Source organism: Halomonas mongoliensis (genome assembly GCF_052496345.1).
In genome coordinates this window covers 3,250,154-3,276,283 of sequence record NZ_CP199288.1, presented here as the reverse complement: position 1 = coordinate 3,276,283, position 26,130 = coordinate 3,250,154, and the positions used below count along the sequence as shown (strand labels likewise).

Here is a 26,130-nt window from a genome sequence, read left to right as displayed (position 1 = left end):
CAGTCGCAGCCGTATGCACCGAACGGCGGATTGGCAGCCGCCGACGGCTGGGCGAGGATGGGACGACAACGACAAGAGCCCTTCCGGAGCCCCATGCCCATCCCACTCCACGACCGCCCCATCGGCGAGCGCATCGAGGCGCTGCTGGCCCTCTCCCGCCAGCACGCCGACACCTACTGCAGCCCCTCGGCCAGCCTGGCCCGGGAGCGCTACCTGGCCAGGCACCCTACCCGCCTGCTGGTACTGAAGTGCATGGACGGACGCATCCATATCCCTCATGCCACCCGCACGCCGCTCGGCATCATCACCCCCTTCCGCAACCTCGGTGGCATCTTCGACCTGGGCTGGCCCTACCTGGGGGAGCTGGTGACCGAGGCGGTGGCGGAAGGGATCCGCGCGGGCCACGGGTCGCTGATGATGATCACCTACCACTTCTCCCGGGGGGAGCGGCGGCGCGGCTGCGCCGGCTTCGGCTGCGATGCCGGCGCCGCCCTGGCCCACGCCCGCGAGATCCGCGCCCAGGCCGAGCGGCTGTTCGGCGCCGATCATCAGCACGTCTACCCCCTGGTGTGCGGCTTCGAGACCGACTCCGACGCCCTGATCCTCCACGGCGAGGGGGAGGCGACACTGGATATCGGGACGCTCGATGCCGACGACGGCGAGGACCTCGGCCGCCGGGTCGCCGCCCTCTGCCCGGACATGCCGGCCGATATCCGCCGCGACCTGCTTCCGCTACTCGAGGGGAACCTGGCCCATACGGCGAGCCTGCGCGGGGTGGCCCGACAGCTCGATATCGAGCACCGCGAGTGGGTGATCTGCGTAGGGCGCGGCTTCGACTTCCTGCACCTGCCCAATACCGCGCTGATCATCGGCCCCTACGGCCCGAGCCTGGCCGAGCCCATCGGCACCGCCGCCGACATCATCGACGCCAACATGGCCGCCGGGCGCATTCCCGATGACGGCCTCATGCTGCTCGCCTCCACCCCCTACCAGGCGGTGGGGGTGGACCGCGCCCGGGCCGAGCTCAAGTCGCGCTTCCTGGCCGACTTCGCCAGCCGGGTGATCCAGGAGCGCCACCCCTGGCTCGCCGAGCGCATGCATCGCCACACCGCCGTGGTGCACTGGCCCACCCGACGACTGGAGACGCTCGCCGACTAGAAGCCCTGTTCTTCCAGGCGTTCGGCCAGCTCTTCCAGGATCGCGATGCCCTGGACGTCGGTGGGCAGCCAGGGCAGCCGCGGGCGTGGCAGGTGGCCAAGCTCCTGATCGATGCGGGCCAGGTAGGTTGCCTCCTGCTCCCGGCGGGCGCGCAGGAACTCCCCGTCGGCATCCTCGGGAATCACCCGGTTGACCAGGGTGCCGGCCACCGGCACGTGCGCCTCCTCGAGGGTCGCCACGGCCCGCGCCGTCTCGAGGATCGGCAGCCGCTCCGGGGTCATCACGAACAGAAAGCCGGTCTCTTCGGCGTTCTCGATACGCCGCCGTGCCTGGTGGAAGAGCCGCCGGCGCTCGATCAGGGTCTTCGCCACGTCGCGGGTCTTCTCATCCAGATCGGCCAGCGGATCCTCCTTGGGGTCGTCGAAGGGGGTGGCCACGTCGCGGCCCCGCTTGGGCGTCAGGTGCGAGAGCACCTTGCCCAGCTCCTCCGACTTGCGATTGTGGGCCAGGAGGCCGTCGGTCCAGGCGGCCATCGCCTCGGGCAGGGTCAGCAGGCGCAGGGTGTGGCCGGTGGGCGCGGTGTCGAAGAGGATCAGGTCCCAGTCGGCCTCGTCATCGGTGATCAGCCGCGAGAGCCGCTCCAGCAGCGCCGCCTCCTGGGTGCCCGGCGACTGCCGAGTCAGTCGCATCTGCCGCTCCAGCTCCTTCATCATCTCCGGGGCGGCATAGCGGCGCATCTGTTCGGTGACCCGCGCCAGATGGGCCTCCACCTCGGCGTCGGGATCGATCTCCATGGCGTCCAGGTTGGGCAGCAGACGCCGGGGCGTGTCGCCAAGCTCGCGGTCGAAGACATCACCGAGGCTATGGGCCGGGTCGGTGGAGACCACCAGCACCTTCCTGCCCCGCCGCGCCGCCAGCACCGCCAGGGCCGCGGCCACGGTGGTCTTGCCGACCCCGCCCTTGCCGCCCACCCACAGCAGGCGTTTGTCGAGTAGCTCTTTCATAGTGGCCTCAGCAGCACTTGAAATGGTCCAGCGGCGAGCGCTCCATGCCCATGCGCCGGTGCCAGTCGTGGAAGCGCTCCAGCAGCAGCGGCTGCAGCTCCAGGGTGTAGTAGGCCGCCGGGTTGGGGACTCCCATCATCTCGGAGAATACCAGCAGCATGAAGAGGTCGTCCTCGTCTCGGCGGGCGCGGGCAATGGCGCCCCGGTAGCGGGAGGAGTAGACCTCCTCCGCGAAGAAACGGGCCTGGCTCAGCCAGGCCCGCATCCGTTCGAGACGAGGATCATGACCGCGGTCATGATCATCGTTCATGAGTCACTCCTTTCACTTCTGCTCGGCGGCCATCTCGGCGCGGGAGCGCTTCAGCGTAGAGGCGCACTCCATGGCCACCATGATGGCGGCGATCAGCACCACGATATCCAGCACCAGCAGGAAGTAGTTGCCCTGCTCGAAGAAGGTACGCAGCTGGATCAGCAGCGCGGCGATGGTCATCACCAGCAGGAAGCAGAGCGGCACCAGGGTGTACCACATCGGGCGACGCAGGCGCACCAGCATCACGGTGATCACCAGCAGGGTCAGCCCCGCCAGCAGCTGGTTGGTGGTGCCGAACAGCGGCCAGATGATCAGACCGCCGGCCCCGTCGGCGCCGCCGGCGCCGAAGGCCAGCAGCAGGCAGCTGCCCACCGCCAGCAGGGTGGCGATGGCCGGCTTCTTCATCCACTGCTGGTTATAGATCTCGCCCCACTCCTGGAAGATGTAGCGCTGCAGGCGCAGGCCGGTATCCATGGTGGTGCCGGCGAACAGCGCCGCCATCACGGTGAGCAGGGTCGCCGCCGTGGCTTCCGGCAGGCCGACGCCGTTGTGAATGATAAAGGCGCCGCCCTCCACGAAGGCGTTGACGCCACCCTGACCGAAGGCGGTGTACATCGCCTCCCAGTCGGCCAGGGTAGCGAAGCCGGCGGTGGCGGCGAGGATGGCGGCCAGCGCCAGCATGCCCTCGCCGATGGCGCCGAAGTAGCCGACGAAGCGGGCGTCGGTCTCGCGGTTGAGCTGCTTGGAGGTGGTGCCGGAGGAGACCAGGCCGTGGAAGCCGGAGATCGCCCCGCAGGCAATGGTCACGAAGAGCAGCGGCAAGAGTGACGGCGTACCGGCGGGTACGTTGTCGTTGAAGGCGGGCGCCACCATGCTCGGATTCATCAGCACGATGGCGCCGTAGAGCACGATCAGACCGATGAAGAGCTGCAGGCCGTTGATGTAGTCGCGGGGCTGGAGCAGCACCCAGACCGGCAGCAGCGAGGCGATGGCCGCATAGGCGAACAGGATCAGGATCCAGACCGCATTGCCGGAGAGACCGGCCACCTCGGCGGGCATCTGCAGCGGCACCGAGGGCCCGATCCCGATCAGGGCATAGAGGGCCACCACGCCGATGATGGAGACCATCGGCAGGCTGAGCATGCGGCGGTAGATCAGCTGGCCGATGATCAGCGCCACCAGGATGGCGCCCCACACCGGCACCACGGCACTGGAGAAGTTCATCATCAGGCCGGCGATCACCACGGCGAACACCGCGTTGACCATCAGCAGCACCAGGAAGATGACGATCATGAAGATGCTGCGGGCACGCTTGCCAACCACGTCGCCGGTCAGGGCGCCCACCGACTTGGCCTTGTTGCGCACGCTGGCCCAGATGGCGCCGAAGTCATGCACCCCGGCGAAGAAGATGGTGCCGAACACCACCCACAGGAAGGCGGGGACCCAGCCCCAGATCACGGCAATGGCCGGCCCCACGATGGGCGCGGCCCCGGCTACCGAGGTGAAGTGGTGGCCCCACAGGACGAAGCGGTTGGTGGGGACGAAGTCGACGCCGTCTTCATACTCGTGGGCAGGCGTCTTGAAGTCGGGATCCAGCCGGTAGATCTTCTCGGCGATGAACTTCGAGTACAGGAAGTACCCGGCCGCCATCGCGGCAAGACCCAGGACCAGGATAACGATGGCACTCATGGCGCACTCCTAGGGTGGAACAGGGATGTGTGGGAGACGGTACCGCGCTGGCAGGCGGCACCGGGTCCAATGGTCTTACCTTGTATAGGCCAAGTCCATGACAAAGCGCGCCTCACTGTTCAACGCGTGACTAAAGTCGCAGAGCCAGCCGGCGGCGCCCCCCTCTAGGCTGGCAGCCAAACCGGACGCATCCAGCCACCCGCCTTCAGCCATCATACGAGACCACCATGCAGCATCTGCTTATCCCACTGGCCATGACCGCGGCCTTCGGCGCCTTCGTCGGCACCCTCTACCGTCTCTCCCGACGGCCAGGCTACCAGCGCCCCCTGCTCTTTCCACTGGTGGGCGTGGCCGCCGGCATCATCGGCTTCGTCATCTACCGGCTGCTGGCCGGCACCACCGGTGCCCCCCTCTGGCTGCTGCCGCTGCTGGTGGTGGTCCAGGTCTGGCTCTGGCTGGGCCCCCTGGGCCCCGCTGCCCGGACATCCGGCCAGAATGGCGACACCGGACGCTGAGGCTCAGCCGGCCGAGAGGGAGAACTCGCCGATCCGCACCACGGTGCGCGCATAGGCGGGCCGCTCCCGGCAGGCCTCCAGAAACGCCTGCAGCCGCGGGCGGCCCTCGAGCCCTCCGCGCCCGGCCATGGCCAGCACCGCAAAACTCATCTGGATATCGGCGGCGCTGAAGGCCTCACCGGCAAACCAGGGGCCCGACGCCTCCAGCGACCGCTCCCAGAAGTCACGCAGGCGGCGAATCTCCGGGCCCAGGTACTGCTGCTCCACGCCTCGGGCGAAGAGCCGACCCAGCGGCCTGGCCAGCGCCGGCACCGGCGGCTGGCCGAGGCGCGAGAAGACCAGTCTCATCACCAGGGGCGGCATCCCCGAGCCCTCCGCATGGTGCAGCCAGAAGCGGTAGCGCTCCCACGCCTCGCTGCCGGCCGACGGTGCCAGGCGCCCCTCGGCGTCGTGGTGTTCTATCAGGTAGTCGATGATCGCCCCCGACTCGGCGATCACCCGCCCGCCCCGAGCCAGGTCGCGAATCACCGGCGCCTTGCCCAGGGGGTGCACCTCGCGCAGCGACTCGGGCGCCAGCAGGGTCTGCGGATCCCGCTCATGGGTAATCAGCTCATAGGGGAGGCCCAGCTCCTCCAACAGCCAGACCACCCGCTGGGAACGGGAGTTGTCCAGATGATGCACCTCGATCATTTGCCTTCCTCGCAGTGGGTTCCTCCACGCACCCTAGCACGCCACGGGCGGGTCAACTCCTGCCAAGGTCGCCTTTGCGGCGCCTCGGCCGGCCACTAGACTGAGCAGCAACAACATGACAATGACAAATCAATGGAGAACGCCATGGCCAAGGTCCTGGTGGTGGACGATGAACCCAATATCGTCCTGTCCCTGGAGTTTCTGATGCAGCAGGCCGGCTTCGAGGTGGTCACCGCCGAGGATGGCGAGAGCGCCCTGGCGCGCGTCGCCGAGGGGACACCCGATCTCGTGCTGCTCGACATCAGCCTGCCGGGTATCAGCGGCTTCGACGTGCTGGAGCGTCTGCGCGCCGACCCCGACCACGCCCGCCTGCCCATCATCATGCTGACGGCCCACGGCCGCGAGGTGGAGCGCGAGAAGGGACTGGCGCTGGGCGCCGACGACTACATCACCAAGCCCTTCTCCACCCAGGCGCTGGTTGAGAAGGTCAAGGCGCTGCTCGCCGAGGTCTCCTGATGGCAAAACGACTTCCCGGGCTGCCGCGACGCCAGCGGCTGATCGGCCTGTGGCTGCTGCTCAGCGGCGTCAGCATCTTCGGCGGCGCCACCTTTGCCCTCTGGCTCGACACCCTCTTCAAGCCTGAGGGGCTGGCCCGTCTGGCCCTCTGGCTGGGCTGCTTCTCCGGCGGCGGCACCATCTTTCTGGTGGGCCTGCTGCTGGAGCGCCAGCTGTTCACCCCGCTGCGCCACCTCCAGGTGCAGCTGGCGCGCCTGGTGGCCAACCCCGATGCCCGGGACGACTATCCGCCGGAGGGGTGGCTGCGCAGCCTGGGGCCGGACCTGGTGCGAGTGCGCGACGCCTGGCGGGCCGACCGCGGCCGGCTGGCCACCGCCCACGCCGAGGGGGCGCGCAGCGCGGCGCGCATTCGCCAGGAGCTCGAGACCCTGCTCCAGGTGCTCGACACCCCCCTGCTGCTCTGCGACCAGCACCGGCGGGTGCTGCTCTTCAACCAGGCCGCCGAGACGCTGTTCGAGGGGCACCACGGGCTGGGGCTGGGCAAGCGCCTCGAGGCCCTGCTCCCCGCTGCCAGCCTCCAGGACGCCCTTGGCCAGCTGCCCGGCGACGGCTCCCCCCGGGAGGTCCTGGTACCCTGCGACGAGCGCTGGCTGCGCGCCGTGCTGCGCCGGGTGCCGGGCAGCCACGGAGAGTCCCTGCTCACCCTGACCGACACCACGGCGGCCTGGACCAGCGAGATGGGCGCCCGGGCCGAGCTCCTCGACAGCCTGCCGCGGCTGCGCCGCCACAGCGCCAGCCTGACCAGCGCCGCCGACGCCCTCTCCACCCTGCGCGGCGCCTCCGGCGAGATGCGCGGACGCCTGGAGAAGGTGATCGACGAGGAGAGCCAGTCACTGGGACGCGATATCGAAGAGCTTGCCTCCCTGGTAGAGCGCATGCAGCACGAAGGTGAGCGACTGGTCCCGCTCTGGTCCAACGACCTCTGGGACGCCCTCAACGAACGCCTGGCGGAGCCCGCACCCAAGGTGGTCCCGGTGGGCATGCCCGCCTGGTTCAAGGGCGACGCCACCGCCCTGCTGGTGCTGCTCGGCTCGCTGCTCGAGGTGCTGCGCCCCCACCTAGATGGCAGGGAGCTGGAGGGTGAGGTGTGCCTGGGCAATCGCCGGGTCTACCTGGACCTAGTCTGGCGCGGCCAGCCCCTGGGCGAGCGCCAGCTCAACGAGTGGCAGCAGCAGCGCCTCGACGACCTTCCCCTGAGTCCCCGGGTCTCCGACGTGCTGCGCCAGCACGCCAGCGACGCCTGGAGCCTGGCCGATGCCGACGGCGAGCACGCCCGCCTGCGCCTGCCGCTGCCGGCCACCGAGCGGGTCGGCGCGCCGCGCCCAGCCACCGAGCCTCGCCCGGAGTTCCACGACTTCGGCATCGCCGAGCTGCCGCCGCCCGACGCCGAGCTGGCCGCGCGCCCGCTGCGCGCCCTGGAGGTGGTCGCCTTCGACACCGAAACCACCGGCCTGGAGCTGCGCCGCGGCGATACCGTGATCAGCATCGGCGCCTGCCGCGTGGTCAATGCCCGCCTGCTGGCCAGCGAGGTGTTCGACGTGCGCGTCGACCCCGGCAAGCCGATCCCGCCGGCCAGCACCGCCATCCACGGCATCACCGATGCCGACGTGGCGGGCGCGCCGCCCCTGCCGGTGGTGCTGCCGCGCTTCCGCGACTATGTGGGCGACGCCGTGATCCTGGCCCACAACGCCGCCTTCGACCTGCTCGCCCTGCAGCCGCCGGGGGCCGGCGTGACCCTCGACATGCCGGTGCTCGACACCCTGCTGATCTCACGGGCCCTGGATGCCAGCCTCGACGGCCACGACCTGGACAGCCTGGCCGACCGCTACGACCTCAGCTTCCCGCCGGGCACCCGCCACACCGCCCTGGGCGATGCCCGGGTGACCGCCGAGCTGTGGCTCTCCCTGCTGCCGAGGCTGGAGGCCCGGGGCATCGAGACCCTCGAGCAGGCGCTGGCCCTGCAGAACAGCGCCCTGACCAAGGAGGACGCCTGCGCCTCATGAGCCATGACGCCCCACGCAGCCGGAGGCCGGCATGAACACCCCTCGCCTGGGCGAGCGGCTCACCGCCCTGGTGCTGCTGGCCACCCTGCTCTTCACCCCGCCGCTGGTGCTGGTCTTCGACCGGCCCGAGGGGGGGCCTTCCTGGCTGCCGCTCTATCTGTTCGTGGCCTGGGGGGTGGTGATCGGCCTGGCCGCCTGGCTGCTCGAGCACCGCTCGAACGACTGAGGAGATAGCCACCATGCGCAGGGAGGCGAGATGAGAACCGATGCCGTGGTGTTGAGCGTCGCCTTCGGCTACCTGGCGCTGCTCTTCGTGATCGCCGCCTGGGGCGACCGCCGCGCCGAGCAAGGGCGCTCCCTGATCGGCTCCCCCACGGTCTATGCGCTCTCCATCGCCGTCTACTGCACCGCCTGGACCTTCTACGGCAGCGTGGGGCGGGCCGCCCAGTACGGCCCCAGCTTCCTGCTCATCTATCTGGGGCCGACCCTGGCGATGCTGATGGCTCCCTTCCTGATCCGCAAGATGGTGCGCATCGCCAGCGTGCAGCGGATCACCTCCATCGCCGACTTCATCAGCGCCCGCTACGGCAAGAGCTCGAGCCTCGGCGCCCTGGTGGCGCTGATCGCCCTGATCGGCATCACCCCCTATATCACCCTGCAGCTCAAGGCGATCACGGTGAGCCATGCGGTGCTGGTCAACTACCCCCAGGCGCCGGAGCTGAGCATCGCCGAGGAGGCCTTCTGGGTCGACAAGTCCTTCTGGGTGGCGCTGGTGCTGGCGGTCTTCATCATCCTCTTCGGCACCCGCCATCTGGACGCCAGCGAACGCCACGAGGGCATGGTGGCGGCCATCGCCTTCGAGTCGATGATCAAGCTGGTCGCCTTCCTGGCGGTGGGCCTGTTCGTGGTCTTCGGCCTCTTCCACGGCCCGGGGGACCTCTTCCGCCAGGTGGCGGCGACTCCCGAGCTGGTGGGTGCCATGGGGCTCGACGCCATTCCCGGCGGCGCCAGCGGCTGGATGGGCATGCTGGTGCTCGCCTTCCTGGCCTTCATCACCCTGCCCCGCCAGTTTCAGGTGCTGGTGGTGGAGAACGTCGACGAGCGCCATATCAAGCGCGCCACCTGGCTCTTCCCCCTCTACCTGCTGGCCATCAACCTCTTCGTGATCCCCATCGCCATGGCCGGCCTGCTGCTCTCCGCCGGCGACCCGGACAGCTATGTGCTGACCCTGCCGCTCTCGGCGGGCTTCGAAGGGCTGCCGCTGCTGGTCTTCATCGGCGGGCTCTCCGCCGCCACCAGCATGGTGATCGTGGAGACCATCGCGCTCTCCACCATGGTCAGCAACCAGCTGATCATGCCGCTGCTGCTGCGCTCCCGGCGCCTGCACCTGAGCAGCCGCGGCGAGCTGGCCGGCTGGCTGCTGGGCATACGCCGGGTCGCCATCGTGCTGATCCTGCTGCTGGGCTACCTCTACCACGCCCTGATCGGCGACTCCTACAGCCTGGTCACCATCGGCCTGGTCTCCTTCGCCGCCGCCTGCCAGTTCGCCCCCGCCATGCTGATCGGCATGTACTGGCGGGGGGCCAACGGCCGCGGCGCCGCCCTGGGGCTGATCGCCGGCACCCTGATCTGGGCCTGGACCCTGCTGCTCCCGGGCTTCGCCCAGTCGGGCTGGCTCGACGACGCCTTCCTCACCCAGGGCCCCTTCGGGATCGAATGGCTCAGGCCCTACGCCATGTTCGGCCTGGAGGGCTGGGACATCTACTCCCACTCCCTGCTCTGGAGCCTGACCGCCAACGTCGGCCTGCTGGTGGGCATCTCGCTGTTCAGCCGGCAGACCCCCCTGGAGCAGACTCAGGCGGCGCTGTTCACCGAGGCGATGCACCCGAGCCTGATGGAGACCTCCCTGTGGCACGGCCAGACCACCCGGGGGGAGCTGCGCGCCCTGCTCGACCGCTATCTGGGGGCCAACGCCACCGCCCGGGTCTTCACCGGCTACCCCGGGGAGGAGCCCACCAACGACCAGCCCGCCCCACCGGAGCTGATCGCCCGGGCCGAGCAGGCGCTCTCCGGCGCCCTGGGCAACGCCTCGGCGCGGGTGCTGATCAACTCGGTGGTGCGCGGCGAGGCCCTGGACCTGGAGTCGATCCTCAGCATCCTCGACACCACCTCCGAGACCCTGGAGGTCAACCGCCGCCTGGAGCAGAAGTCCGAGGAGCTGGCCCGGGCCAGCGAGGAGCTGCGCGCCGCCAACGAGCGCCTGCGCGAGCTGGATCGCCTCAAGGATGAGTTCGTGGCCATGGTCAGCCACGAGCTGAGAACGCCGCTGACCTCGATTCGCGCCTTCGCCGAGATCCTGCGCGACAGCGGCGACCTGCCCGAAGAGAAGCGGGTGCACTTCCTCAACGTGGTGGTCAAGGAGAGCCAGCGGCTCTCGCGGCTGATCGAGGAGATCCTCGACCTGGCCCGTCTGGAGAGCGGCCGGCTGACCCTCAACCCCCAGCAGCTGGACCTGGTGGAGCTGACCCGCCACAGCGTGGATGCGGTCCACCATATGCAGGAGGATCGCGGGGTGGAGCTGGAGGTACGGATCGAGGTGGAGACGGCGGCGGTGGTGGGCGACCCGGACCGCCTGGAGCAGGTGATCATCAACCTGCTCGATAACGCCGGCAAGTTCGCCGCCCCGGACGACCCCAGGGTGCTGCTGCGCCTGGCCCGCCACAAGAACCACTACCGCCTGTCGGTGGAGGACAACGGCCAGGGAATCGCCGAAGAGGAGCGCGAGCGGGTCTTCGAGAAGTTTCACCAGATCCAGCGCCTCGGCGAGACACCGGAGCAGACCCGGGGCCGGCCCCGGGGCAGCGGCCTGGGCCTGCCCATCAGCCGCGGCATCGTCGCCCACCTGGGCGGGCGCCTCTGGGTGGAGGACGCCCCCCACCTGGGCGGCGCCTGCCTGACCATGGAGCTTCCGGAGGCGCCTGCGGAAGCGTCGGCTAGGCGCGCTTCGCCCGACGCTTGAAGGCGCGGATCTGCTGCAGGTCGTGGCGCAGCAGCAGGCGCTGATCTTCGCCCAGGCGTGACAGGTCCACCCAGCCATCGGCGGCCCGCCCCGCCTTGAGGCCGTGGCACTGCTCCTCCAGCAGCAGGGCCTGCAGCCGCTCCAGCGCGGCGGTCAGGCCGCGGCAGGTCTCCGCCCCCAGCGCCCCCACGACCACCAGCGCCGCCAGCCGCTCCCGGGTACCGACCTCCCGCACGCCGTGGCGCAGGGAGAGCAGGCGAGTCGCCGCCACCAGCGGCAGCACCGCCTGATGCTTGAGGTTGACCGCCCGCTCGTGGGGCGCCCCCTCCACCGACCCCGACAGCCGCCCGAAGCGGTCCAGGGCCACCGGCTGCTCATCGAGCAGCGCCCCCATCTCATCGAGAAAGAGGCCGGCCCTGGGCATCAGCCGCGCCACCTGGTCGGCCAGCGCCTCGGCCAGATCCGCCTCGCCGTGGACCGTCTGGAAATCGAGCAGGATATTGGCCTGCTGCACGCGCTTCACGCGGCGGTCGGCGGTCCACAGCGCTAGCTGCTCTCCCCACTCAGAGAGGCGCTTGCGCCACATCGGCCAGCGCGCCATCACATGGCCGCTGCAGAGGGGAATCCCGGCCTGGTCGAGCCGCTCGGTAAAGCGCTCCCCCAGCGCCTGGAAATAGCCGTCGATCTCGCCGTGCCGGCTATCCGGATAGTCGGCAATGATCATGCCGTTGTCCTGGTCCGGCCCCAGCAGGCTCTCCTGGCGGGCACCGGAGCCCATCACGATCACGCAGTAGGCCACCGGCGGCTCCCCCCACCCCTGCCCCTGCATCTCGTTCTGAGCCAGCTGGATGGCTCGCCGATAGAGCCAGGCGTTGTGGTCGCTGATCAGCTGACTGATGCGCCAGGCCGGCAGGTCCAGGCGCATCAGCGCCTCCACCAGCCGCGGTTGCCAGGCGTGAGCATCGGCAAGCCCGGGGGCAGGCCCCAGCTCCTTCAGGGCATCTCGCAGGGGCGCCAGCAGCGGCGGCAGCCGCGTCGGGTCGGGAAGCGGGTCGGCAGCGAAGAGAGTGCGCCAGGGGGAAGCACGGTGCAGCAGGCGCATGGTGACTCCGGTCAGGAAGGACCCGGCCAGTGTAACGAGGCGCCGCCCGCGACACACTTGGGCGAAAGGGGCATGGCGAACGCCGCAGCGCCGTCGCCATCAGGGCTCCTCAGCGTTCCTGGAACATCGCCTCGCCCACATCGTCGATGAAGCGCCGGGCCTTGCTGACCATCAGCTGGTCGCAGGCCTCGCGGCCGGGGACCATGTCGGAGCGTTCGAAGCGATGCTCCTGGGGCTCGCCCTCGGGGCTCACCCGGCGGATCCAGCCGCTGACGCGGTACTGGCCGCCCTGCTCGTCCGGCTCGGAGATGATCTGGTACCCCTGGTACTCCACCGGGTCGGCGGCCCGAGCCCCGGAGGGGCGCTTCTCGCCGCCGCCCAGCAGGCCGGAAAACAGTTTCTTGAACATGGTCGCGTCTCCTCTTCGCTGCGCACGCCCGTGCAGACGACGACGCCGGCACGGGGCCGGCGTCGACGGAAGGCATCAGCGGGGCCGATCAGGCCTGCTGACGGCCCTTGCCGGCGGCGATGCGCAGGCGCAGGGCGTTGAGCTTGATGAAGCCCTCGGCATCCTTCTGGTCGTAGGCGCCGGCGTCATCTTCGAAGGTGGCGATGGACTCGTCGAAGAGCGACTGCTCGGACTTGCGCCCCGCCACGATCACATTGCCCTTGTAGAGCTTGATGCGCACCACGCCCGAGACGTTCTTCTGGGTCTCGTCGATGGCGGCCTGCAGCATGCGCCGCTCCGGGCTCCACCAGTAGCCGTTGTAGATCACCTCGGCGTACTTGGGCATCAGCTGGTCCTTGAGATGGGCCTCCTCGCGGTCCAGGGTCAGGGACTCGATGGCACGATGCGCCTTGAGCATCACGGTGCCGCCGGGGGTCTCGTAGCAGCCGCGGGACTTCATGCCCACGTAGCGGTTCTCGACGATATCCAGGCGGCCGATGCCGTTGGCGCCCGCCACCTTGTTGAGGGTCTCGAGCACCTCGTGGGGCTTCATCGGCTGGCCGTCGAGGGCCACGATGTCGCCCTGCTCATAGGTCAGCTCCACGTAGGTGGGCTCGTCCGGGGCCGCCTCGGGCGACACGCTCCAGCGCCACATCTCCTCCTCGGCCTCGGCCCAGGGGTCCTCCAGGATGCCGCCCTCGTAGGAGATATGCAGCAGGTTGGCGTCCATGGAGTAGGGGGACTTCTTCTTGCTCTTGGAGAAGTCCACCGGGATGCTGTGCTGGTCGCAGTAGGCCATCAGCTTCTCGCGGGAGGTCAGGTCCCACTCGCGCCAGGGCGCGATCACCTTGACGCCGGGCTTGAGCGCGTAGGCGCCCAGCTCGAAGCGCACCTGGTCGTTGCCCTTGCCGGTGGCGCCGTGGGAGATGGCGTCGGCGCCGGTCTCGTTGGCGATCTCGATCAGACGCTTGGCGATCAGCGGGCGCGCGATGGAAGTGCCGAGCAGGTACTCCCCTTCGTAGATGGTGTTGGCACGGAACATCGGGTAGACGTAGTCGCGCACGAACTCCTCGCGCAGGTCCTCGATGTAGATCTCCTTGACGCCGAGTGCCTGGGCCTTGGCGCGCGCCGGCTCGACTTCCTCGCCCTGGCCGATGTCGGCGGTAAAGGTCACCACCTCGCAGTTGTAGGTCTCCTGCAACCACTTGACGATAACGGAGGTGTCCAGGCCACCGGAGTAGGCGAGCACGACCTTCTTGACATCGGACATTCGGGGCTCCTCGATAAACGGATAGGGATGTTGCGTCAGAACGTCCAGTATAGCGCGCCAGGGTCAAGACGAATACCAGCCCCGGGACGCCCCGGGGGCCGACCTGCTAGACTGCGCAAATTCACCCCGGGGCGGGGTGATCGAGACCGAAAGACGCAAGGAGAGGTGCATGAGCGAGGCGATCGCCCGCGACCTGCTGGCACAGCGATTCCGCAGTTTTTTGCCGGTAGTGGTGGATATGGAGACCGGCGGCTTCAACGCCGAACGCGATGCGATCCTCGAGATCGCCGCCGTGACCCTGACCATGGACGCCGAGGGCAACCTCCTGCCCGAGTCCACCTATGCCTTTCATGTGACGCCCTTCGAGGGAGCCAACGTGGAGCAGTCGGCGCTGGACTTCACCGGCATCAGGCTCGATGACCCGCTGCGCCAGCGCGTCGCCCTCTCCGAGGCCGAGGCACTCGGCGAGATCTTTCGTCCGGTGCGCAAGGCGATCAAGGCTCACGGCTGCACCCGGGCGGTGCTGGTGGGCCACAACTCCGCCTTCGACCACGGCTTTCTCAACGCCGCGGTGGCCCGCTGCGGCATCAAGCGCAACCCCTTCCACCCCTTCTCGAGCTTCGACACCGCCTCCCTGGCCGGCCTGGTCTATGGCCAGACGGTGCTGGCCCGGGCCTGTCGCGCCGCGGGGATCGAGTTCGACAACAGCGAGGCCCACTCCGCCCGCTACGACACCGAGCGCACCGCGGAGCTCTTCTGCGCCATGGTCAACCGCTACAGGGACCTCGGCGGCTGGGCCCAGGCCCAGCGCGAGCAGGGGATCGAAGAGCAGCCGTAAGCCAACAGCCACTTGCCCCCTGATAACGAGAAACCCCCGATGGCCTACCATCGGGGGTTCCTTAACAGCTTGCAGCTTAACGCTACGGGCAGAGCCCGCTCAGGCGTCGTCGGCGTGCTTGGCGGCGGTTTCCTTGATCAGCTTCTCGAGCTCGCCGCTCTGGTGCATCTCCATAACGATATCGCAGCCGCCGACCAGCTCGCCCTCGACCCACAGCTGCGGGAAGGTGGGCCAGTTGGCAAACTTGGGCAGCTCGGCGCGGATATCCGGGTTATCCAGGATATTAACGAAGGCGAAGCGTTCGCCGCAGGACATCAGGGCCTGGACAGTCTGGGCGGAGAAGCCGCACTGGGGCAGCTGCGGGGTGCCCTTCATGTAGATCAGGATCGGGTTCTCGCCGATCTGGCGCTGGATGTTCTCGAGGGTGGTGCTCATGGCATCTCCGTTTCTGGTATGGCTAGGCCGGGAAAATCATCGCTGCCGGCTGTCAGGCCTGGCAAGACAACAATACCCGAGTTCAGCGGTAGGTCTTGGTGCGGACCATTCTACTGGCAGAGGTCGCGTTGCGCATCCCCCGACAGCTGGCTAGGATGAGCGTTTTTTCCCGTGGAGCACGCCCTATGGCCACCCGCCATTTCCTGACCCTGCTGGACCTGAGCCAGGATGAGCTGCACTACCTCATCCAGCGCGCCATCACCATCAAGAACGAGCTGAAGGCCCAGGGCCCGGTCTATGCCCCCTTCCGCAACCGCACCCTGGCGATGATCTTCGAGAAGTCCTCGACCCGCACCCGGGTCTCCTTCGAGACCGCCATGGCGCACTTCGGCGGCCATGCGCTCTTCCTGTCGCCGCGGGATACCCAGCTCGGTCGCGGTGAGCCCATCGGCGATACCGCCCGGGTGCTCTCGGAGATGGTCGACGCGGTGATGATTCGCACCTTCTCCCACGCGGGCCTGGAGGAGTATGCCGCCGCCAGCAGCGTGCCGGTGATCAACGCCCTCACCGACGACTACCACCCCTGCCAGCTGCTCGCCGACGTGATGACCTGGACCGAGCTGCGCGGCAGCGTCAAGGGCAAGAGCGCGGTGTGGATCGGCGACGGCAACAACATGTGCCACTCCTGGATCAACGCCGCCCGCCAGTTCGATTTCCAGCTACGCATCTGCTGCCCGGAGGGCTACGAGCCGCGCCGGGACATCCTCGAGGCCGCCGGCGATCGCATCAGCATCCACCGCGACCCGGCCGAGGCGGTCCTCGATGCCGACCTGGTCACCACCGACGTCTGGGCCTCCATGGGCCAGGAGGAGGAGCAGGCCAAGCGGGAGGCGGACTTCGCCGGCTTCCAGGTCACCGAGGCACTGCTCGACCGCGCCAGGGACGATGCCCTCTTCCTGCACTGCCTGCCCGCCCACCGCGGCGAGGAGATCAGCGAGACCCTGCTCGAGGATCCACGGGCCGTGGTCTGGCAGGAGGCCGGCAACCGCCTGCACGCCCAGAAGGCACTGATCGAGTTTCTGCTGCTGGGCCGCGTCCAGAGCTGACCCCAGGGCAGAGCTCCCAACGAAGCCCCGGCGCGCTCCACCGCCGGGGCTTCGTCATTCCAGCCGGCTAGACCTTTGTATAATGTCGACCTTGGTAGTATAATGCGCCGCAGCACATTCAGCGTGTAAGGAATTGCGGCACATGATGATCGACACTTCCCCCATCGCCTCCATGCAGCGCAGCCTGCGCCAGTGCCTATCCCACATGGCGGCCATGCTCTACCACCACGGGCATGTCCTGGAAACCGTCTCCGTGCCCCACCGCGGCCTGGATCGACGCGAAGCGGAAAGCATCGCCAGCAGCACCAGCGAGTGGCAGACCTGCGAGAAGGTGCTGGTCAACAGCGAAGCAGCCTCCTGGAACGAGCATAACCGCCTGGTGCTGACGCCCCTGGGTCGCGAACTGCTGTTCGACATGTTCGGAGAAGGCGCCGCCGACTGCGCCTGAGCCCCAGACTGACAGCCAAAGCGCGCTCAAGCCCCGCCCGGCCATGCCGAGGCGGGGCTTGCTGCTTTGCGGCCCTCGCCCCCCCCCCGCGCCACCGGGTGCGACCAAGGCCACTGGAAGCGACCAGACCAAACGCCCCGGGCAGCGCATACAAAGCATGTAAAACAGCGCATGCAAAAAAACCCCGGGTAGCGCGCTGCGCTACCCGGGGTTTCGGTATTCGGTTGGTGGAGCCTAGCGGGATCGAACCGCTGACCTCAACACTGCCAGTGTTGCGCTCTCCCAGCTGAGCTAAGGCCCCACGCTGTTCCCGCTCCGCGAGAACGAGGCAAATAGTACGCAAGAGAGCTACCGCCGTCAACCCCCGCGGCGAAAGTGAGAAAAAGCGAACAAGGTATACTTTCCCCCTTCGTCCGAGTTGTGCCACCCTTTCCTCCAGTGGAGTGCATCCCACTGCCGCGCTACCCCTTGACCGCCAACTAGCTCAGGAGCCGCTGCCTTGATCCGGGTACTGATAGCCGATGACCATCACCTGGTAAGGACCAGCATCGCCCACCTTCTCAATGCGGAAAAAGACATCCGCGTGATGGGAGAAGCCTGCAACGGCGAAGAGGCCATCGCCGAGACACGCCGCCTCGCGCCCGACGTGGTCCTGATGGATGTCCGCATGCCGGGCATCGGCGGGTTGGAAGCCACCCGCAAGATTCATCGCACCCAGCCCGACACGCGGGTGCTGATCCTGACCGCCTGGCTTGAGGAAGCCTTCGCCCAGCGGCTGCTGGATGCCGGCGCCTTCGGCATCCTGAGCAAGGACTGCCAGCACGAGGAGATGGTGTCGGCCATCCGCGGCGTGTTCGGCGGCCAGCGCTACGTCAGCCCCGACGTGGCGCAGCGCCTGGTGCTCTCGCGCATCGACGCCTCGGAGAACCCCTTCGATCAGCTCTCCCAGCGCGAAATGCAGGTCGCGATGATGATCGTCAACTGCCAGAAGGTTGCCGACATCTCCGACCGCCTCTTCCTCAGCCCCAAGACGGTGAACACCTACCGCTACCGGATCTTCGACAAGCTGGGGGTACAGACCGACGTGGAGCTCACCCACCTCGGGCTTCGCCACGGCCTGGTCGAGGGGTTCGCCAGCGTGGAGTGAGCGTGCCGGGGCAAGCCCCCGGGACGATCTGCTAGGATAGCGCTCCCGTCACGTCGCCAGGCGCGCGCCCATGAGCTTCGATCACCGCCGCTTCCTCGCTACCGTCAGCGAGTCCCCGGGCATCTACAGGATGCTCGACGCCCAGGGAGACACCCTCTATGTCGGCAAGGCCCGGCGCCTCAAGGCGCGCCTGGCCAGCTACTTTCGGGGCGCCCTGAACGCCAAGACCCAGGCGCTGGTGAGCCGCATCGCCGACATCCAGGTCACGGTCACCAACAGCGAGACCGAAGCACTGCTCCTGGAGCAGACGCTGATCAAGGAGCTGCGGCCGCCCTATAACATCCTGCTGCGCGACGACAAGTCCTACCCCTTCATCTTCGTCACCGACCGCCACCCCTACCCGGCCCTGGAGTACAAGCGCGCCCGGAGCCGCCGCGACGATGGCCGCTACCTTGGCCCCTACCCCAGCAGCCATGCGGTGCGCGAGAGCCTGTCGCTGATGCAGAAGATCTTCCGCATCCGCAACTGCGAGGATAGCGTCTTCGCCCATCGCACTCGCCCCTGCCTGCAGTACCAGATCGAGCGCTGCAGCGCCCCCTGCGTCGGCCATATCAGCGAGGAGGACTACCGCCGCGACCTGGAGCACGCCGTCCAGTGCCTGGAGGGCAAGAGCGAGCAGGTGACCCGGGAGCTGACCGAGGCCATGGAAGCCGCCAGCCGCGAGCTCGCCTTCGAGGAGGCCGCACGCCTGCGCGACCAGATCCAGCAGCTGCGTCAGCTGCAGCAGCGCCAGTTCGTGGATACCGCCGACGGCGATGCCGACGTCTTCGCCCTGGCCAGCCGCCCCGGTGCGCTCTGCATCTCGGTGCTCAGCGTGCGCCACGGCCGCCTGCTGGGGGCCCGCCACCATGCGCCGACCAACGGCCTGGACCTCTCACCCGACGCCCTGCTGGCCGAGTTCGTGAGCCAGTACTACCTGGGCCAGGCCCGAGAGATTCCCCGCGAGGTGATCACCAGCCACCCCCTGGAAGAGCGGGCGCTGATCGCGGCGGCGCTCGGCGAGAGGGCCGGCCGGCAGGTCCGCATCGTCGACCAGGTGCGCGGCCACCGCGCCCAGTGGAAGTCACTGGCGATCACCAACGCCGAACAGCAGCTGGCCGGCCAGCTGGCCAGCCAGAGCCAGCTGGCCAGGCGCTTTGCCGCGCTCCGCGAGGCCCTGGGGCTGGAGACGACCCCGGCTCGGCTGGAGTGCTTCGATATCAGCCATAGCCACGGCGAGGCCACCGTCGCCTCCTGCGTGGTCTTCGACGAGAACGGCCCGCGCAAGTCCGACTACCGCCGCTTCAATATCGAGGGGGTCGCGGCCGGCGACGACTACGCCGCCATGCGCCAGGCCCTGACCCGACGCTTTCGGCGCCTCCAGGAGGGCGAGGGCCAGCGCCCCGACATCCTGATCGTCGACGGCGGAAAGGGCCAGCTCAACATGGCCCGGGAGGTGCTCGGCGAGCTGGGCGCCAGCGGCGTGATCCTGCTCGGCGTCGCCAAGGGCACCACCCGCAAGGCCGGCCTCGAGACTCTCTTCCTGGAAACCGTGGAGCGCACCCTGGACCTGGACGGCGCCTCCCCGGCCCTGCACCTGATCCAGCACATCCGCGACGAGGCCCACCGCTTCGCCATCACCGGCCACCGCACCCGGCGCGACAAGGTGCGGCGCACCTCCACCCTGGAGGGCATTCCCGGCGTGGGCCCCAAGCGCCGCCGGGAGCTGCTGCGCTTCTTCGGCGGCCTGCAGGGCGTGCGCCAGGCCAGCCGCGAGGAGCTGGCCCGGGTGCCCGGCATCAGCGCCGCCCTGGCCGAGACGATTCATCGCGCCCTGCATGGATGATCCTGCCCAAGGGGGATAGAATGAGCGGGCGCCTCGGCACCACTTCACCGGCAAGGACACGCAGCATCCGATGAACATCCCGAATATCCTCACCCTGGCCCGTATCGCCTTCATTCCGCTGCTGGTGGTGCTCTTCTATCTCCCCTTCGCCTGGAGCATGCCGCTGGCCGCCGCCCTCTTCGCCCTGGCCTCGGCCACCGACTGGCTGGACGGCTACCTGGCGCGGCGCTGGAACCAGTCGACGCCCTTCGGGGCCTTTCTCGACCCGGTGGCCGACAAGCTGATGGTGGCCGTGGCCCTGGCGCTGATGATCGAGCGCTACGAGGCGATCTGGCTCACTCTGCCGGCCCTGGTGATCATCGGCCGCGAGATCGTCATCTCGGCGCTGCGGGAGTGGATGGCCGAGATGGGCAAGCGGGGCCAGGTCGCCGTCTCCTGGGTCGGCAAGGTCAAGACCACCTTGCAGATGGTCGCCATCTTCCTGCTGCTCGCCTTCGCCCCCGGCACCCCGATGGCCCTGCTGGCGCTCGTGACTCTCTACGCGGCCGCGGTGCTGACGCTGTGGTCCATGGTGCTCTACCTGCGCGCCGCCTGGCCCCACCTCAGCCGCTCGATGTAGAAAATCGGCCAGCGCAATATAAAAGCGTTTGACAGTCACCAACTTATCCGTATAATTCGCTCTCGAGTCAGGCGGGAATAGCTCAGTGGTAGAGCACAACCTTGCCAAGGTTGGGGTCGCGAGTTCGAATCTCGTTTCCCGCTCCATCTTTCCAACGAAAGATACCCATGACTCCATGAGGCTGGATGGCAGAGTGGTTATGCAGCGGACTGCAACTCCGTGTACGCCGGTTCGATTCCGACTCCAGCCTCCACTCCCCTTTTCAAAGCTCGACACCGTGCCGCCCGGATGGCGAAATTGGTAGACGCAAGGGACTTAAAATCCCTCGGTGGCGACACCGTGCCGGTTCGAGCCCGGCTCCGGGCACCAGTCTCCTAACTCCTCGCCTGGACCGACACCGTCGCGGCGCTTAGCCTGGCACTGCATCATGACACTGCCGCCCCTGCGCGACCCCTTCTTTACCTATCGTTTTCGTCGCCCCCTGCACGTGGTGCGCGTCCTCGTTGCACTGGCCGTCACCTATCTGATCATACGCCTGTTCGAGATTCCCCATTCCAGCTGGGCGCTGGTCAGCACCGTAATGGTGATGGGCAATCTTCCCCATATCGGCGGCGTGCTCGACAAGGGGCGTCAGCGCCTGCTGGGCACCCTGCTCGGCGCCGGCACCGGCCTGGCACTCATCCTGCTGCCGCTGACCGGCAGCACCCTGATCCCCCTCGGCAGCCTGCTGGCCATCGGCGTCGCCACCTGGCTCACCTTCGGCAACCGCCACGGCTACAGCGGCCTGATGTTCGCCATCAGCCTGCTACTGGTCATCGGCGACGGCAGCCACGATCTCAGCATCGCCCTGTGGCGCGCCTTCGATGTGCTGCTGGGCACCCTGGTCGGCATCCTGGTGACCCTGCTGGTGCTCCCCCAGAAGGCCACCGACATGATGCGCTTCATGCTGGCCGAGAACCTGGAGCGAATGGCCCGCCTCTTCCACGCCCACACCACCGCCTCGACCTCCATGGACCTGGATACCCAGGCCCTGCTCAAGGCGACCAGCTCGGCGCTGGTCAAGCAGCGCGGCCTGGTGGACGCCATCCACCGCGAGGGCCGCCTGCGGCGCAACGAGCTCGACGACATCATCTCCCTGCAGCGCCGCATGCTCTCCACCATCGAGCTGCTGCTGGAGACCCGCTGGACCAACCGGGATGGCCACGACCGCATCCAAGCCATGACGGGCCTCAGCGGGGAGCAGCACCGCCTTGCCCGGGAGCTGGACGCCCTCGCCTTTCAGGTCCGCACCGGCCAGGACATCGCCGTCACGGTCAGCCAGTTCGACCTGCAACAGCACGCCGAGCTTGCCACCACGGCCCGCAGCAGCGAAGGCCGCGTGCTGTTCAGCCCCAGCGGCTACCTGTGGCTCAATCGGGAGCTGGCCCGCCTGACCGGCAAGCTGGTGCTGCGCCTGGGCAGCCTGAGCCGCCTCCCCAGCCGGCGGCTGCACCGGGCCTCCGGCCGCAAGTGGGGACAGCGCGCCAGCGCCAGGAACACGACAGGAGCAGAAGATGCATCACGCAAACCCTGAGGTGCTGATCATCGGCGGCGGCGTCGCCGGCCTGGTGCTCGCCCTGGAGATCGCCGACCATCGCCCCGTGACCCTGCTGCGTCCAGCCAGCGACGACCGAGGCGCCAGCCGCTGGGCCCAGGGCGGCATCGCCGCCGTGCTCTCCCCCAGCGACGATTTCGACGCCCACGTGGCCGACACCCTGGTCGCCGGCGATGGCCTCTGCGACGAGGCCGCGGTGCGCTTCACCGTGGAGCAGGGCCCGGCGGCCATCGAATGGCTGCTCTCCCTGGGGGTCCCCTTCACGCGCGACACCAGTCCAGACGCCGGCTACCCCTATCACCTGACCCGGGAAGGGGGCCACGGCGCCCGGCGCATCATTCACGCCGCCGACGCCACCGGCCTGGCGGTGATGGAGACCCTCAAGCGCCACGTGGCTGATCATCCGGCCATCCGCGTGAGGGACGACCTGACCGCCATCGGCCTGATTGCCGACGCCGAGGGCCGCTGCCGGGGGGCGCGCTGCCTGGACGGCGACGGCCGCCTGCACGCGCTGCTGGCGGCTGATACGGTGCTGGCCACGGGCGGCGCCAGCGGCCTCTACCGGCATACCACCAGCCCCCAGCCGGCCAGCGGCGAGGGCATGATGATGGCGGCGGAGCTGGGCGCCGAGCTGAGCAACCTGGAGTTCCAGCAGTTCCACCCCACCTGCCTCTACGACCCGGATGGCGCCCCCTTCCTGATCAGCGAAGCGGTACGCGGCGAGGGCGGCCGGCTGCTCAACGTCCATGGCGAGCGCTTCATGCCGGCCCTGGATCCCCGGGCAGAGCTGGCGCCTCGGGACATCGTGGCCCGGGCCATCGATGCCGAGATGCAGCGCACCGGCAGCGACCACGTGCTGCTGGATATCCGCCATCTGGGCGAGGCGGCCATTCGCCACCACTTCCCCACCATCCACGCCCACTGCGCCAGCCGCGGCTTGGACATTGCCCGCCACCCCATTCCCGTGGTGCCCGCCGCCCACTACAGCTGCGGCGGACTGACCACCGACCTGAACGGCGCCACCACCGTCGCCAACCTCTACGCCATCGGCGAGGTGGCCTGCACCGGGCTGCACGGCGCCAACCGCATGGCCAGCAACTCCCTGCTAGAGTGCCTGGTCTATGCGCGCAGCTGTGCCGCCGCCCTGCACCGGCAAACCGCCCCTAGCGAGGGAACGGCCCCGCTGCTGGAGAACCAGGGAGGAGAGGACGAGGCCGATGAGGGCGTGCTGGCCGAGCTTCGCGAGCGGATGCGGCGCATCATGAGCGCCCGAGTCGCCATCGTGCGCCGCGATGCCGGCCTGGAGGAGGCCACCGCCGAACTGGCCGAGCTGCACGCCGCCCTGGCACCGCTGGTGGCGCGCTGCCGCCCCACCCTGGCGCTCGCCAGCCTCTGGCATGCGCTGCGCCTGGCGCGCCTGACCGTCGCCTGTGCGGCGCGGCGCCGGGAGTCCCGGGGCCTGCACTTCAACCCCGACTGCCCGGGGCACGCCCCCGGCACCCCGCAGCCGTCGCGCCTCCACCTGGGCGACCTGGCCCCCCCCTGAGCGACCTGGCGCCCGGTGCCGCTCAGGGCGTCGACAGGAGGCTCACGCCGACCGCTGCTGCACCAGCAGGCGCCGCAGCTGCCAGAGCGAGGCGGCGCTGCTGCTGTCCGGCCAGAGCCAGAGCCGACGCGCGTCCAGGCGCAGCCCGATCAGCCAGGGTCCCAGGTAGTCGCAGCGCAGGGTGACGGAACGCCAGGCCGTGTCGCCGGGGTCGCACCACTCCCAGCGCAGGCCGTCATCGGCAAGCGACAGCGCCCGCAGCGCGCCGCTTGGGCGCCCGCGCAGGGCGTGCAGGGTCACGGCCAAGATGGCCACAAGAAGGGATATGCCCAGCCAGAGGGGCGCCAGCAGAAGCGCCATGCCGGCCACCAGGGCAGCCAGCACGACATGCAGCAGGAGAGAGAGTCTAGACGGGACGATGCCCAAGGCTATCGGCGCTTTCGGCATGTTCGATGATCAGCTGCACGATGCGCCGGCGCCGCGGCTCCTCGGGCCACTCGCGGCGCATCAGCCATACGAACAGGTCCTGATCCTCCTCGTCGATCAGCTCACGAAATGCCGCCTGATCCTCCTCGCCCAGACCGTCGTAGCACCGCTCGAGGAAGGGCACCAGCAGCAGGTCCAGCTCCCACATGCCGCGACGGGAGTGCCAGTAGAGCCGCTTGCGCAGTGCTGCATCCTGGGATGATTGCTCGTTCAAGATCGACCTCGCCTGTCCGATGAAGTATGACGTCAGTATACCCGACCCCTCCCGTCACGGCAGCCGTTGCTTACCTCCGCGGCCGATGGTCGTAGTGCGTTGTTTTATCGGGACTTGCCGAGTATGCTGTGGAAAACAACAGCGCAGGCATGCCGATTCCGGTTGCGCACCGCACACGGAGAATGTCGATGACCAAGTCCGAGTTGATCGAGCAGATTGCCATGCGACAGCCGGAGCTGTCGATCAAGGAGGTGGAGGCCGCCGTGCGGCTGATTCTTGATGACATTACCGACACCCTGGCCGAAGGGGGGCGCGTCGAGATTCGAGGCTTCGGCAGCTTCTCGCTGCACTATCGGGAGCCGCGCATCGGGCGCAACCCGAAGACCGGCGAACCGGTCGCGCTCGACGGCAAGTTCGTGCCACACTTCAAACCCGGCAAGGAGCTTCGCGAGCAGGTGGACGCCAGCCGCGCTCTGGGCTACTGACGCCGCTCCGGCCACTACTCTCTTCCATTCACAGGGGACACAAGCGCATGCGTTGGCTCAAAGGCCTTATCCTGGCCATCATTCTGCTGGTCGTTCTGCTGGTCGGCATCCTCTTTGCCGTCAACAACCAGCAGACCATTCCGCTCAACCTGATCTGGCTGGAGCTGCCGGCAGCATCGCTGTCCGTCTGGCTGCTGGCCTCCCTGGCCGTGGGCGTCCTGCTCGGCATGCTGGCCATGAGCGGCGTCTACCTGCGCCTGCGTACCCTGCTGACTCGTGCCCAGCGCCACAACCAGCAGCAGCGTAAGGAGCTGGACCGCCTGCGCGTGCAGGAGCTGAAGGAACTCCCCTAGAATGCCCGATGCCCTGCTGCTGACCCTGCTGTTGGCAGCGGTCGCCATCGGCTGGTGGCTCGGCCGCCGCGAACGCAGCAAAGGGAACGATCCCGTGCCATCCACCGAGCTGGCGCGGGATTATTTCGTGGGGCTCAACTACCTGCTCAACGACCAGCAGGACCGCGCCATCGAGACCTTCGTGGCCGCCCTGGAGGTCAACAGCGAGACCATCGATACCCATATCACCCTGGGCAACCTGTTCCGGGCTCGCGGCGAGGGTGACCGGGCGGTGAAGATCCACCAGAACCTGCTGGCCCGCCCCACCCTGTCGAGCCTCCAGAGCGAGAAGGTCCAGCTTGAGCTGGCCCGAGACTTCCTCGCCCTCGGCCTGCTCGACCGCGCCGAGCGACTGCTCAAGGGGCTGATCCGCGATGCTCACGACGGCGAGGGCCGCCTGGCGGCCAAGCGGCTGCTGGTGGACCTGCTGGAGCGCGAGGGAGAGTGGCAGGCGGCGCTGGAGGTGGCCCAGCCCCAGCTGACCCGCGACAGCGAGGAGATGCGCCGCGCCGCTGCCCACTGGCTCTGCCAGCTGGCCGAGCAGGAGCGCTTCGAGGCAAGCCCGGGCCTCGCCCGCAAGCACCTGCGCCGGGCGCTCTCCGTCGACCCGCGCTGCGTGCGCGCCAATCTGCTGCTGGCGGCCCTGGAGCACGACACCGGCCACTATCGCCAGGAGATTCGCCTGCTGGAGCGCATTCCCGACCAGGACCCGGCCTTCACGCCTACCCTGCTGCCGCCCCTGGCCGCTGCCTACCGCCTGCTCGACGACGAGGAGGGCCTGGTCCGCCATCTCGAGCAGCTGGTGGAGCGCACCCCCTATACCAGCGTGATCATCCTCCTGGCCGAGACGGTGCGCCACCGGGAAGGCCTGCAGGCTGCCATCGACCTGGTAAGCGAGCAGCTCAACCGCGAATCGAGCCTGGGCGCGCTGGACTACCTGATCGACCTCTATCGGCAGCATAGCGTGGGGGAACCCCTCGAGCAGCTCCAGCTGCTGCAGCGCCACACCTCGACCCTGCTCAAGGCGCTGCCCCGCCACCGCTGCCGACGCTGCGGCTTTGCCGGTGAAACGCTCCACTGGCAGTGCCCTCGCTGCCGCAGCTGGGGCACCACCAAGCCGATCACCGGCATCGAGGGCGAATAGCCTCGCC

At 68.5% G+C, this 26,130-nt stretch carries 27 protein-coding genes and 4 tRNA genes; 20 read left to right on the top strand and 11 right to left on the bottom strand.

Annotated features, from left to right (window positions below; genetic code table 11):
* The first annotated feature begins 93 nt into the window (after positions 1-93).
* Positions 94-1,158 (top strand): hypothetical protein, encoded by a 1,065-nt coding sequence (locus ACRYRV_RS15405; RefSeq protein ID WP_444984548.1) that lies wholly within the window; start codon positions 94-96, stop codon positions 1,156-1,158.
* Here ACRYRV_RS15405 and ACRYRV_RS15400 read toward each other — a convergent pair.
* The 3 genes from ACRYRV_RS15400 to ACRYRV_RS15390 are packed head-to-tail and all read right to left on the bottom strand — an operon-like array spanning position 1,155 to position 4,161.
* The gene (locus ACRYRV_RS15400; RefSeq protein ID WP_253443112.1) at positions 1,155-2,162 is read right to left on the bottom strand and encodes an ArsA family ATPase; all 1,008 of its coding nucleotides are present in this window, start codon (positions 2,160-2,162) and stop codon (positions 1,155-1,157) included. The two genes, ACRYRV_RS15405 and ACRYRV_RS15400, sit on opposite strands and share 4 nt — an antisense overlap.
* Before the next feature lie 7 nt (positions 2,163-2,169).
* Positions 2,170-2,472 carry a cory-CC-star protein gene (locus ACRYRV_RS15395; RefSeq protein WP_253443113.1) on the bottom strand — a complete coding sequence of 101 codons (303 nt, stop codon included), beginning with the start codon at positions 2,470-2,472 and terminating at the stop codon, positions 2,170-2,172.
* Positions 2,473-2,484: 12 nt separating this feature from the next.
* On the bottom strand, positions 2,485-4,161 hold the full coding sequence (locus tag ACRYRV_RS15390; protein ID WP_253443115.1) for a carbon starvation CstA family protein: 1,677 nt from the start codon (positions 4,159-4,161) through the stop codon (positions 2,485-2,487).
* Positions 4,162-4,388: 227 nt separating this feature from the next.
* Here ACRYRV_RS15390 and ACRYRV_RS15385 point away from each other — a divergent pair, with 227 nt between their 5' ends.
* Positions 4,389-4,676: a hypothetical protein gene (locus tag ACRYRV_RS15385; RefSeq protein WP_253443117.1), complete on the top strand. Its 288-nt coding sequence runs from the start codon at positions 4,389-4,391 to the stop codon at positions 4,674-4,676.
* A 3-nt stretch (positions 4,677-4,679) separates the two neighbouring features.
* Here ACRYRV_RS15385 and ACRYRV_RS15380 read toward each other — a convergent pair whose 3' ends face one another.
* Entirely contained in the window at positions 4,680-5,366 is a 687-nt protein-coding gene (locus tag ACRYRV_RS15380; RefSeq protein WP_444984549.1) for a glutathione S-transferase, read from the bottom strand.
* A 144-nt stretch (positions 5,367-5,510) separates the two neighbouring features.
* Between ACRYRV_RS15380 and ACRYRV_RS15375 the strand changes: the two genes are divergently transcribed.
* Genes ACRYRV_RS15375 through ACRYRV_RS15360 form a run of 4 tightly spaced genes read left to right on the top strand, consistent with a single transcriptional unit; the run spans position 5,511 to position 10,964 of the window.
* On the top strand, positions 5,511-5,882 hold the full coding sequence (locus ACRYRV_RS15375; protein WP_444984550.1) for a response regulator transcription factor: 372 nt from the start codon (positions 5,511-5,513) through the stop codon (positions 5,880-5,882).
* A complete protein-coding gene (locus ACRYRV_RS15370) occupies positions 5,882-7,945 on the top strand; it encodes a 3'-5' exonuclease (protein WP_253443123.1) in 2,064 nt (687 codons plus the stop codon). Before ACRYRV_RS15375 ends, ACRYRV_RS15370 begins: the two co-directional genes overlap by 1 nt.
* A gap of 31 nt (positions 7,946-7,976) precedes the next feature.
* Positions 7,977-8,171, top strand: coding sequence for a hypothetical protein (locus ACRYRV_RS15365; protein WP_309636573.1), 195 nt, complete (start codon positions 7,977-7,979; stop codon positions 8,169-8,171).
* Between the two features lie 30 nt (positions 8,172-8,201).
* Positions 8,202-10,964 (top strand): ATP-binding protein, encoded by a 2,763-nt coding sequence (locus ACRYRV_RS15360; RefSeq protein WP_444984551.1) that lies wholly within the window; start codon positions 8,202-8,204, stop codon positions 10,962-10,964.
* Here the strand turns inward: ACRYRV_RS15360 and ACRYRV_RS15355 are convergent.
* The 3 genes from ACRYRV_RS15355 to ACRYRV_RS15345 form a co-directional block, all read right to left on the bottom strand.
* Positions 10,939-12,066, bottom strand: a complete 1,128-nt coding sequence (locus ACRYRV_RS15355) for a DUF294 nucleotidyltransferase-like domain-containing protein (RefSeq protein ID WP_444984552.1) — start codon at positions 12,064-12,066, stop codon at positions 10,939-10,941. The genes ACRYRV_RS15360 and ACRYRV_RS15355 overlap by 26 nt on opposite strands.
* A gap of 109 nt (positions 12,067-12,175) precedes the next feature.
* Positions 12,176-12,475, bottom strand: a complete 300-nt coding sequence (locus tag ACRYRV_RS15350) for an HlyU family transcriptional regulator (protein ID WP_444984554.1) — start codon at positions 12,473-12,475, stop codon at positions 12,176-12,178.
* Positions 12,476-12,563: 88 nt separating this feature from the next.
* Positions 12,564-13,784: an argininosuccinate synthase gene (locus tag ACRYRV_RS15345; protein WP_444984555.1), complete on the bottom strand. Its 1,221-nt coding sequence runs from the start codon at positions 13,782-13,784 to the stop codon at positions 12,564-12,566.
* A gap of 169 nt (positions 13,785-13,953) precedes the next feature.
* Here ACRYRV_RS15345 and rnt point away from each other — a divergent pair, with 169 nt between their 5' ends.
* Positions 13,954-14,622, top strand: a complete 669-nt coding sequence (gene rnt / locus ACRYRV_RS15340; RefSeq protein WP_309636570.1) for a ribonuclease T — start codon at positions 13,954-13,956, stop codon at positions 14,620-14,622.
* Between the two features lie 99 nt (positions 14,623-14,721).
* Here rnt and ACRYRV_RS15335 read toward each other — a convergent pair whose 3' ends face one another.
* A complete protein-coding gene (locus ACRYRV_RS15335) occupies positions 14,722-15,057 on the bottom strand; it encodes a Grx4 family monothiol glutaredoxin (RefSeq protein WP_309636569.1) in 336 nt (111 codons plus the stop codon).
* A 185-nt stretch (positions 15,058-15,242) separates the two neighbouring features.
* Here ACRYRV_RS15335 and argF point away from each other — a divergent pair, with 185 nt between their 5' ends.
* Together argF and ACRYRV_RS15325 are read left to right on the top strand one after the other, a co-directional pair.
* The gene (gene argF / locus ACRYRV_RS15330) at positions 15,243-16,163 is read left to right on the top strand and encodes an ornithine carbamoyltransferase (protein WP_444984556.1); all 921 of its coding nucleotides are present in this window, start codon (positions 15,243-15,245) and stop codon (positions 16,161-16,163) included.
* Positions 16,164-16,305: 142 nt separating this feature from the next.
* Positions 16,306-16,611 (top strand): hypothetical protein, encoded by a 306-nt coding sequence (locus ACRYRV_RS15325; protein WP_253443141.1) that lies wholly within the window; start codon positions 16,306-16,308, stop codon positions 16,609-16,611.
* A gap of 225 nt (positions 16,612-16,836) precedes the next feature.
* Here ACRYRV_RS15325 and ACRYRV_RS15320 read toward each other — a convergent pair.
* Positions 16,837-16,912, bottom strand: a tRNA-Ala gene (locus tag ACRYRV_RS15320).
* 198 nt (positions 16,913-17,110) lie between these two features.
* On the opposite strand from ACRYRV_RS15320, the gene ACRYRV_RS15315 reads away from it, so the two are divergent.
* The 8 genes from ACRYRV_RS15315 to nadB all read left to right on the top strand — a co-directional run bounded on the left by ACRYRV_RS15315 (position 17,111) and on the right by nadB (position 23,402).
* A complete protein-coding gene (locus tag ACRYRV_RS15315) occupies positions 17,111-17,758 on the top strand; it encodes a response regulator (RefSeq protein ID WP_253443143.1) in 648 nt (215 codons plus the stop codon).
* Between the two features lie 70 nt (positions 17,759-17,828).
* Entirely contained in the window at positions 17,829-19,643 is a 1,815-nt protein-coding gene (uvrC, locus tag ACRYRV_RS15310; protein WP_253443145.1) for an excinuclease ABC subunit UvrC, read from the top strand.
* A 70-nt stretch (positions 19,644-19,713) separates the two neighbouring features.
* Positions 19,714-20,262: a CDP-diacylglycerol--glycerol-3-phosphate 3-phosphatidyltransferase gene (gene pgsA / locus ACRYRV_RS15305; protein WP_253443147.1), complete on the top strand. Its 549-nt coding sequence runs from the start codon at positions 19,714-19,716 to the stop codon at positions 20,260-20,262.
* 71 nt (positions 20,263-20,333) lie between these two features.
* Positions 20,334-20,408 (top strand) — tRNA-Gly (locus ACRYRV_RS15300).
* Between the two features lie 33 nt (positions 20,409-20,441).
* Positions 20,442-20,515 (top strand) — tRNA-Cys (locus tag ACRYRV_RS15295).
* 29 nt (positions 20,516-20,544) lie between these two features.
* Positions 20,545-20,631: transfer RNA gene (locus ACRYRV_RS15290), tRNA-Leu, on the top strand.
* Between the two features lie 58 nt (positions 20,632-20,689).
* Positions 20,690-21,835 carry an FUSC family protein gene (locus tag ACRYRV_RS15285; protein WP_253443149.1) on the top strand — a complete coding sequence of 382 codons (1,146 nt, stop codon included), beginning with the start codon at positions 20,690-20,692 and terminating at the stop codon, positions 21,833-21,835.
* Complete coding sequence (nadB, locus tag ACRYRV_RS15280) at positions 21,816-23,402, top strand: L-aspartate oxidase (RefSeq protein WP_444984557.1); 1,587 nt, start codon at positions 21,816-21,818, stop codon at positions 23,400-23,402. Before ACRYRV_RS15285 ends, nadB begins: the two co-directional genes overlap by 20 nt.
* 42 nt (positions 23,403-23,444) lie before the next feature.
* Here nadB and ACRYRV_RS15275 read toward each other — a convergent pair whose 3' ends face one another.
* Both ACRYRV_RS15275 and ACRYRV_RS15270 read right to left on the bottom strand, forming a co-directional pair.
* Positions 23,445-23,762 carry a hypothetical protein gene (locus tag ACRYRV_RS15275; protein ID WP_444984558.1) on the bottom strand — a complete coding sequence of 106 codons (318 nt, stop codon included), beginning with the start codon at positions 23,760-23,762 and terminating at the stop codon, positions 23,445-23,447.
* A 46-nt stretch (positions 23,763-23,808) separates the two neighbouring features.
* Positions 23,809-24,102 carry an FAD assembly factor SdhE gene (locus ACRYRV_RS15270; RefSeq protein WP_253443155.1) on the bottom strand — a complete coding sequence of 98 codons (294 nt, stop codon included), beginning with the start codon at positions 24,100-24,102 and terminating at the stop codon, positions 23,809-23,811.
* A 149-nt stretch (positions 24,103-24,251) separates the two neighbouring features.
* On the opposite strand from ACRYRV_RS15270, the gene ACRYRV_RS15265 reads away from it, so the two are divergent.
* From ACRYRV_RS15265 to lapB, 3 genes are read left to right on the top strand one after another with little or no spacing between them, the layout of a single operon-like run.
* A complete protein-coding gene (locus ACRYRV_RS15265; RefSeq protein ID WP_299316303.1) occupies positions 24,252-24,587 on the top strand; it encodes an integration host factor subunit beta in 336 nt (111 codons plus the stop codon).
* Between the two features lie 47 nt (positions 24,588-24,634).
* A complete protein-coding gene (locus tag ACRYRV_RS15260) occupies positions 24,635-24,940 on the top strand; it encodes a lipopolysaccharide assembly protein LapA domain-containing protein (protein WP_444984559.1) in 306 nt (101 codons plus the stop codon).
* A gap of 1 nt (position 24,941) precedes the next feature.
* The gene (gene lapB / locus ACRYRV_RS15255) at positions 24,942-26,123 is read left to right on the top strand and encodes a lipopolysaccharide assembly protein LapB (RefSeq protein ID WP_309636562.1); all 1,182 of its coding nucleotides are present in this window, start codon (positions 24,942-24,944) and stop codon (positions 26,121-26,123) included.
* Positions 26,124-26,130 lie beyond the last annotated feature (7 nt).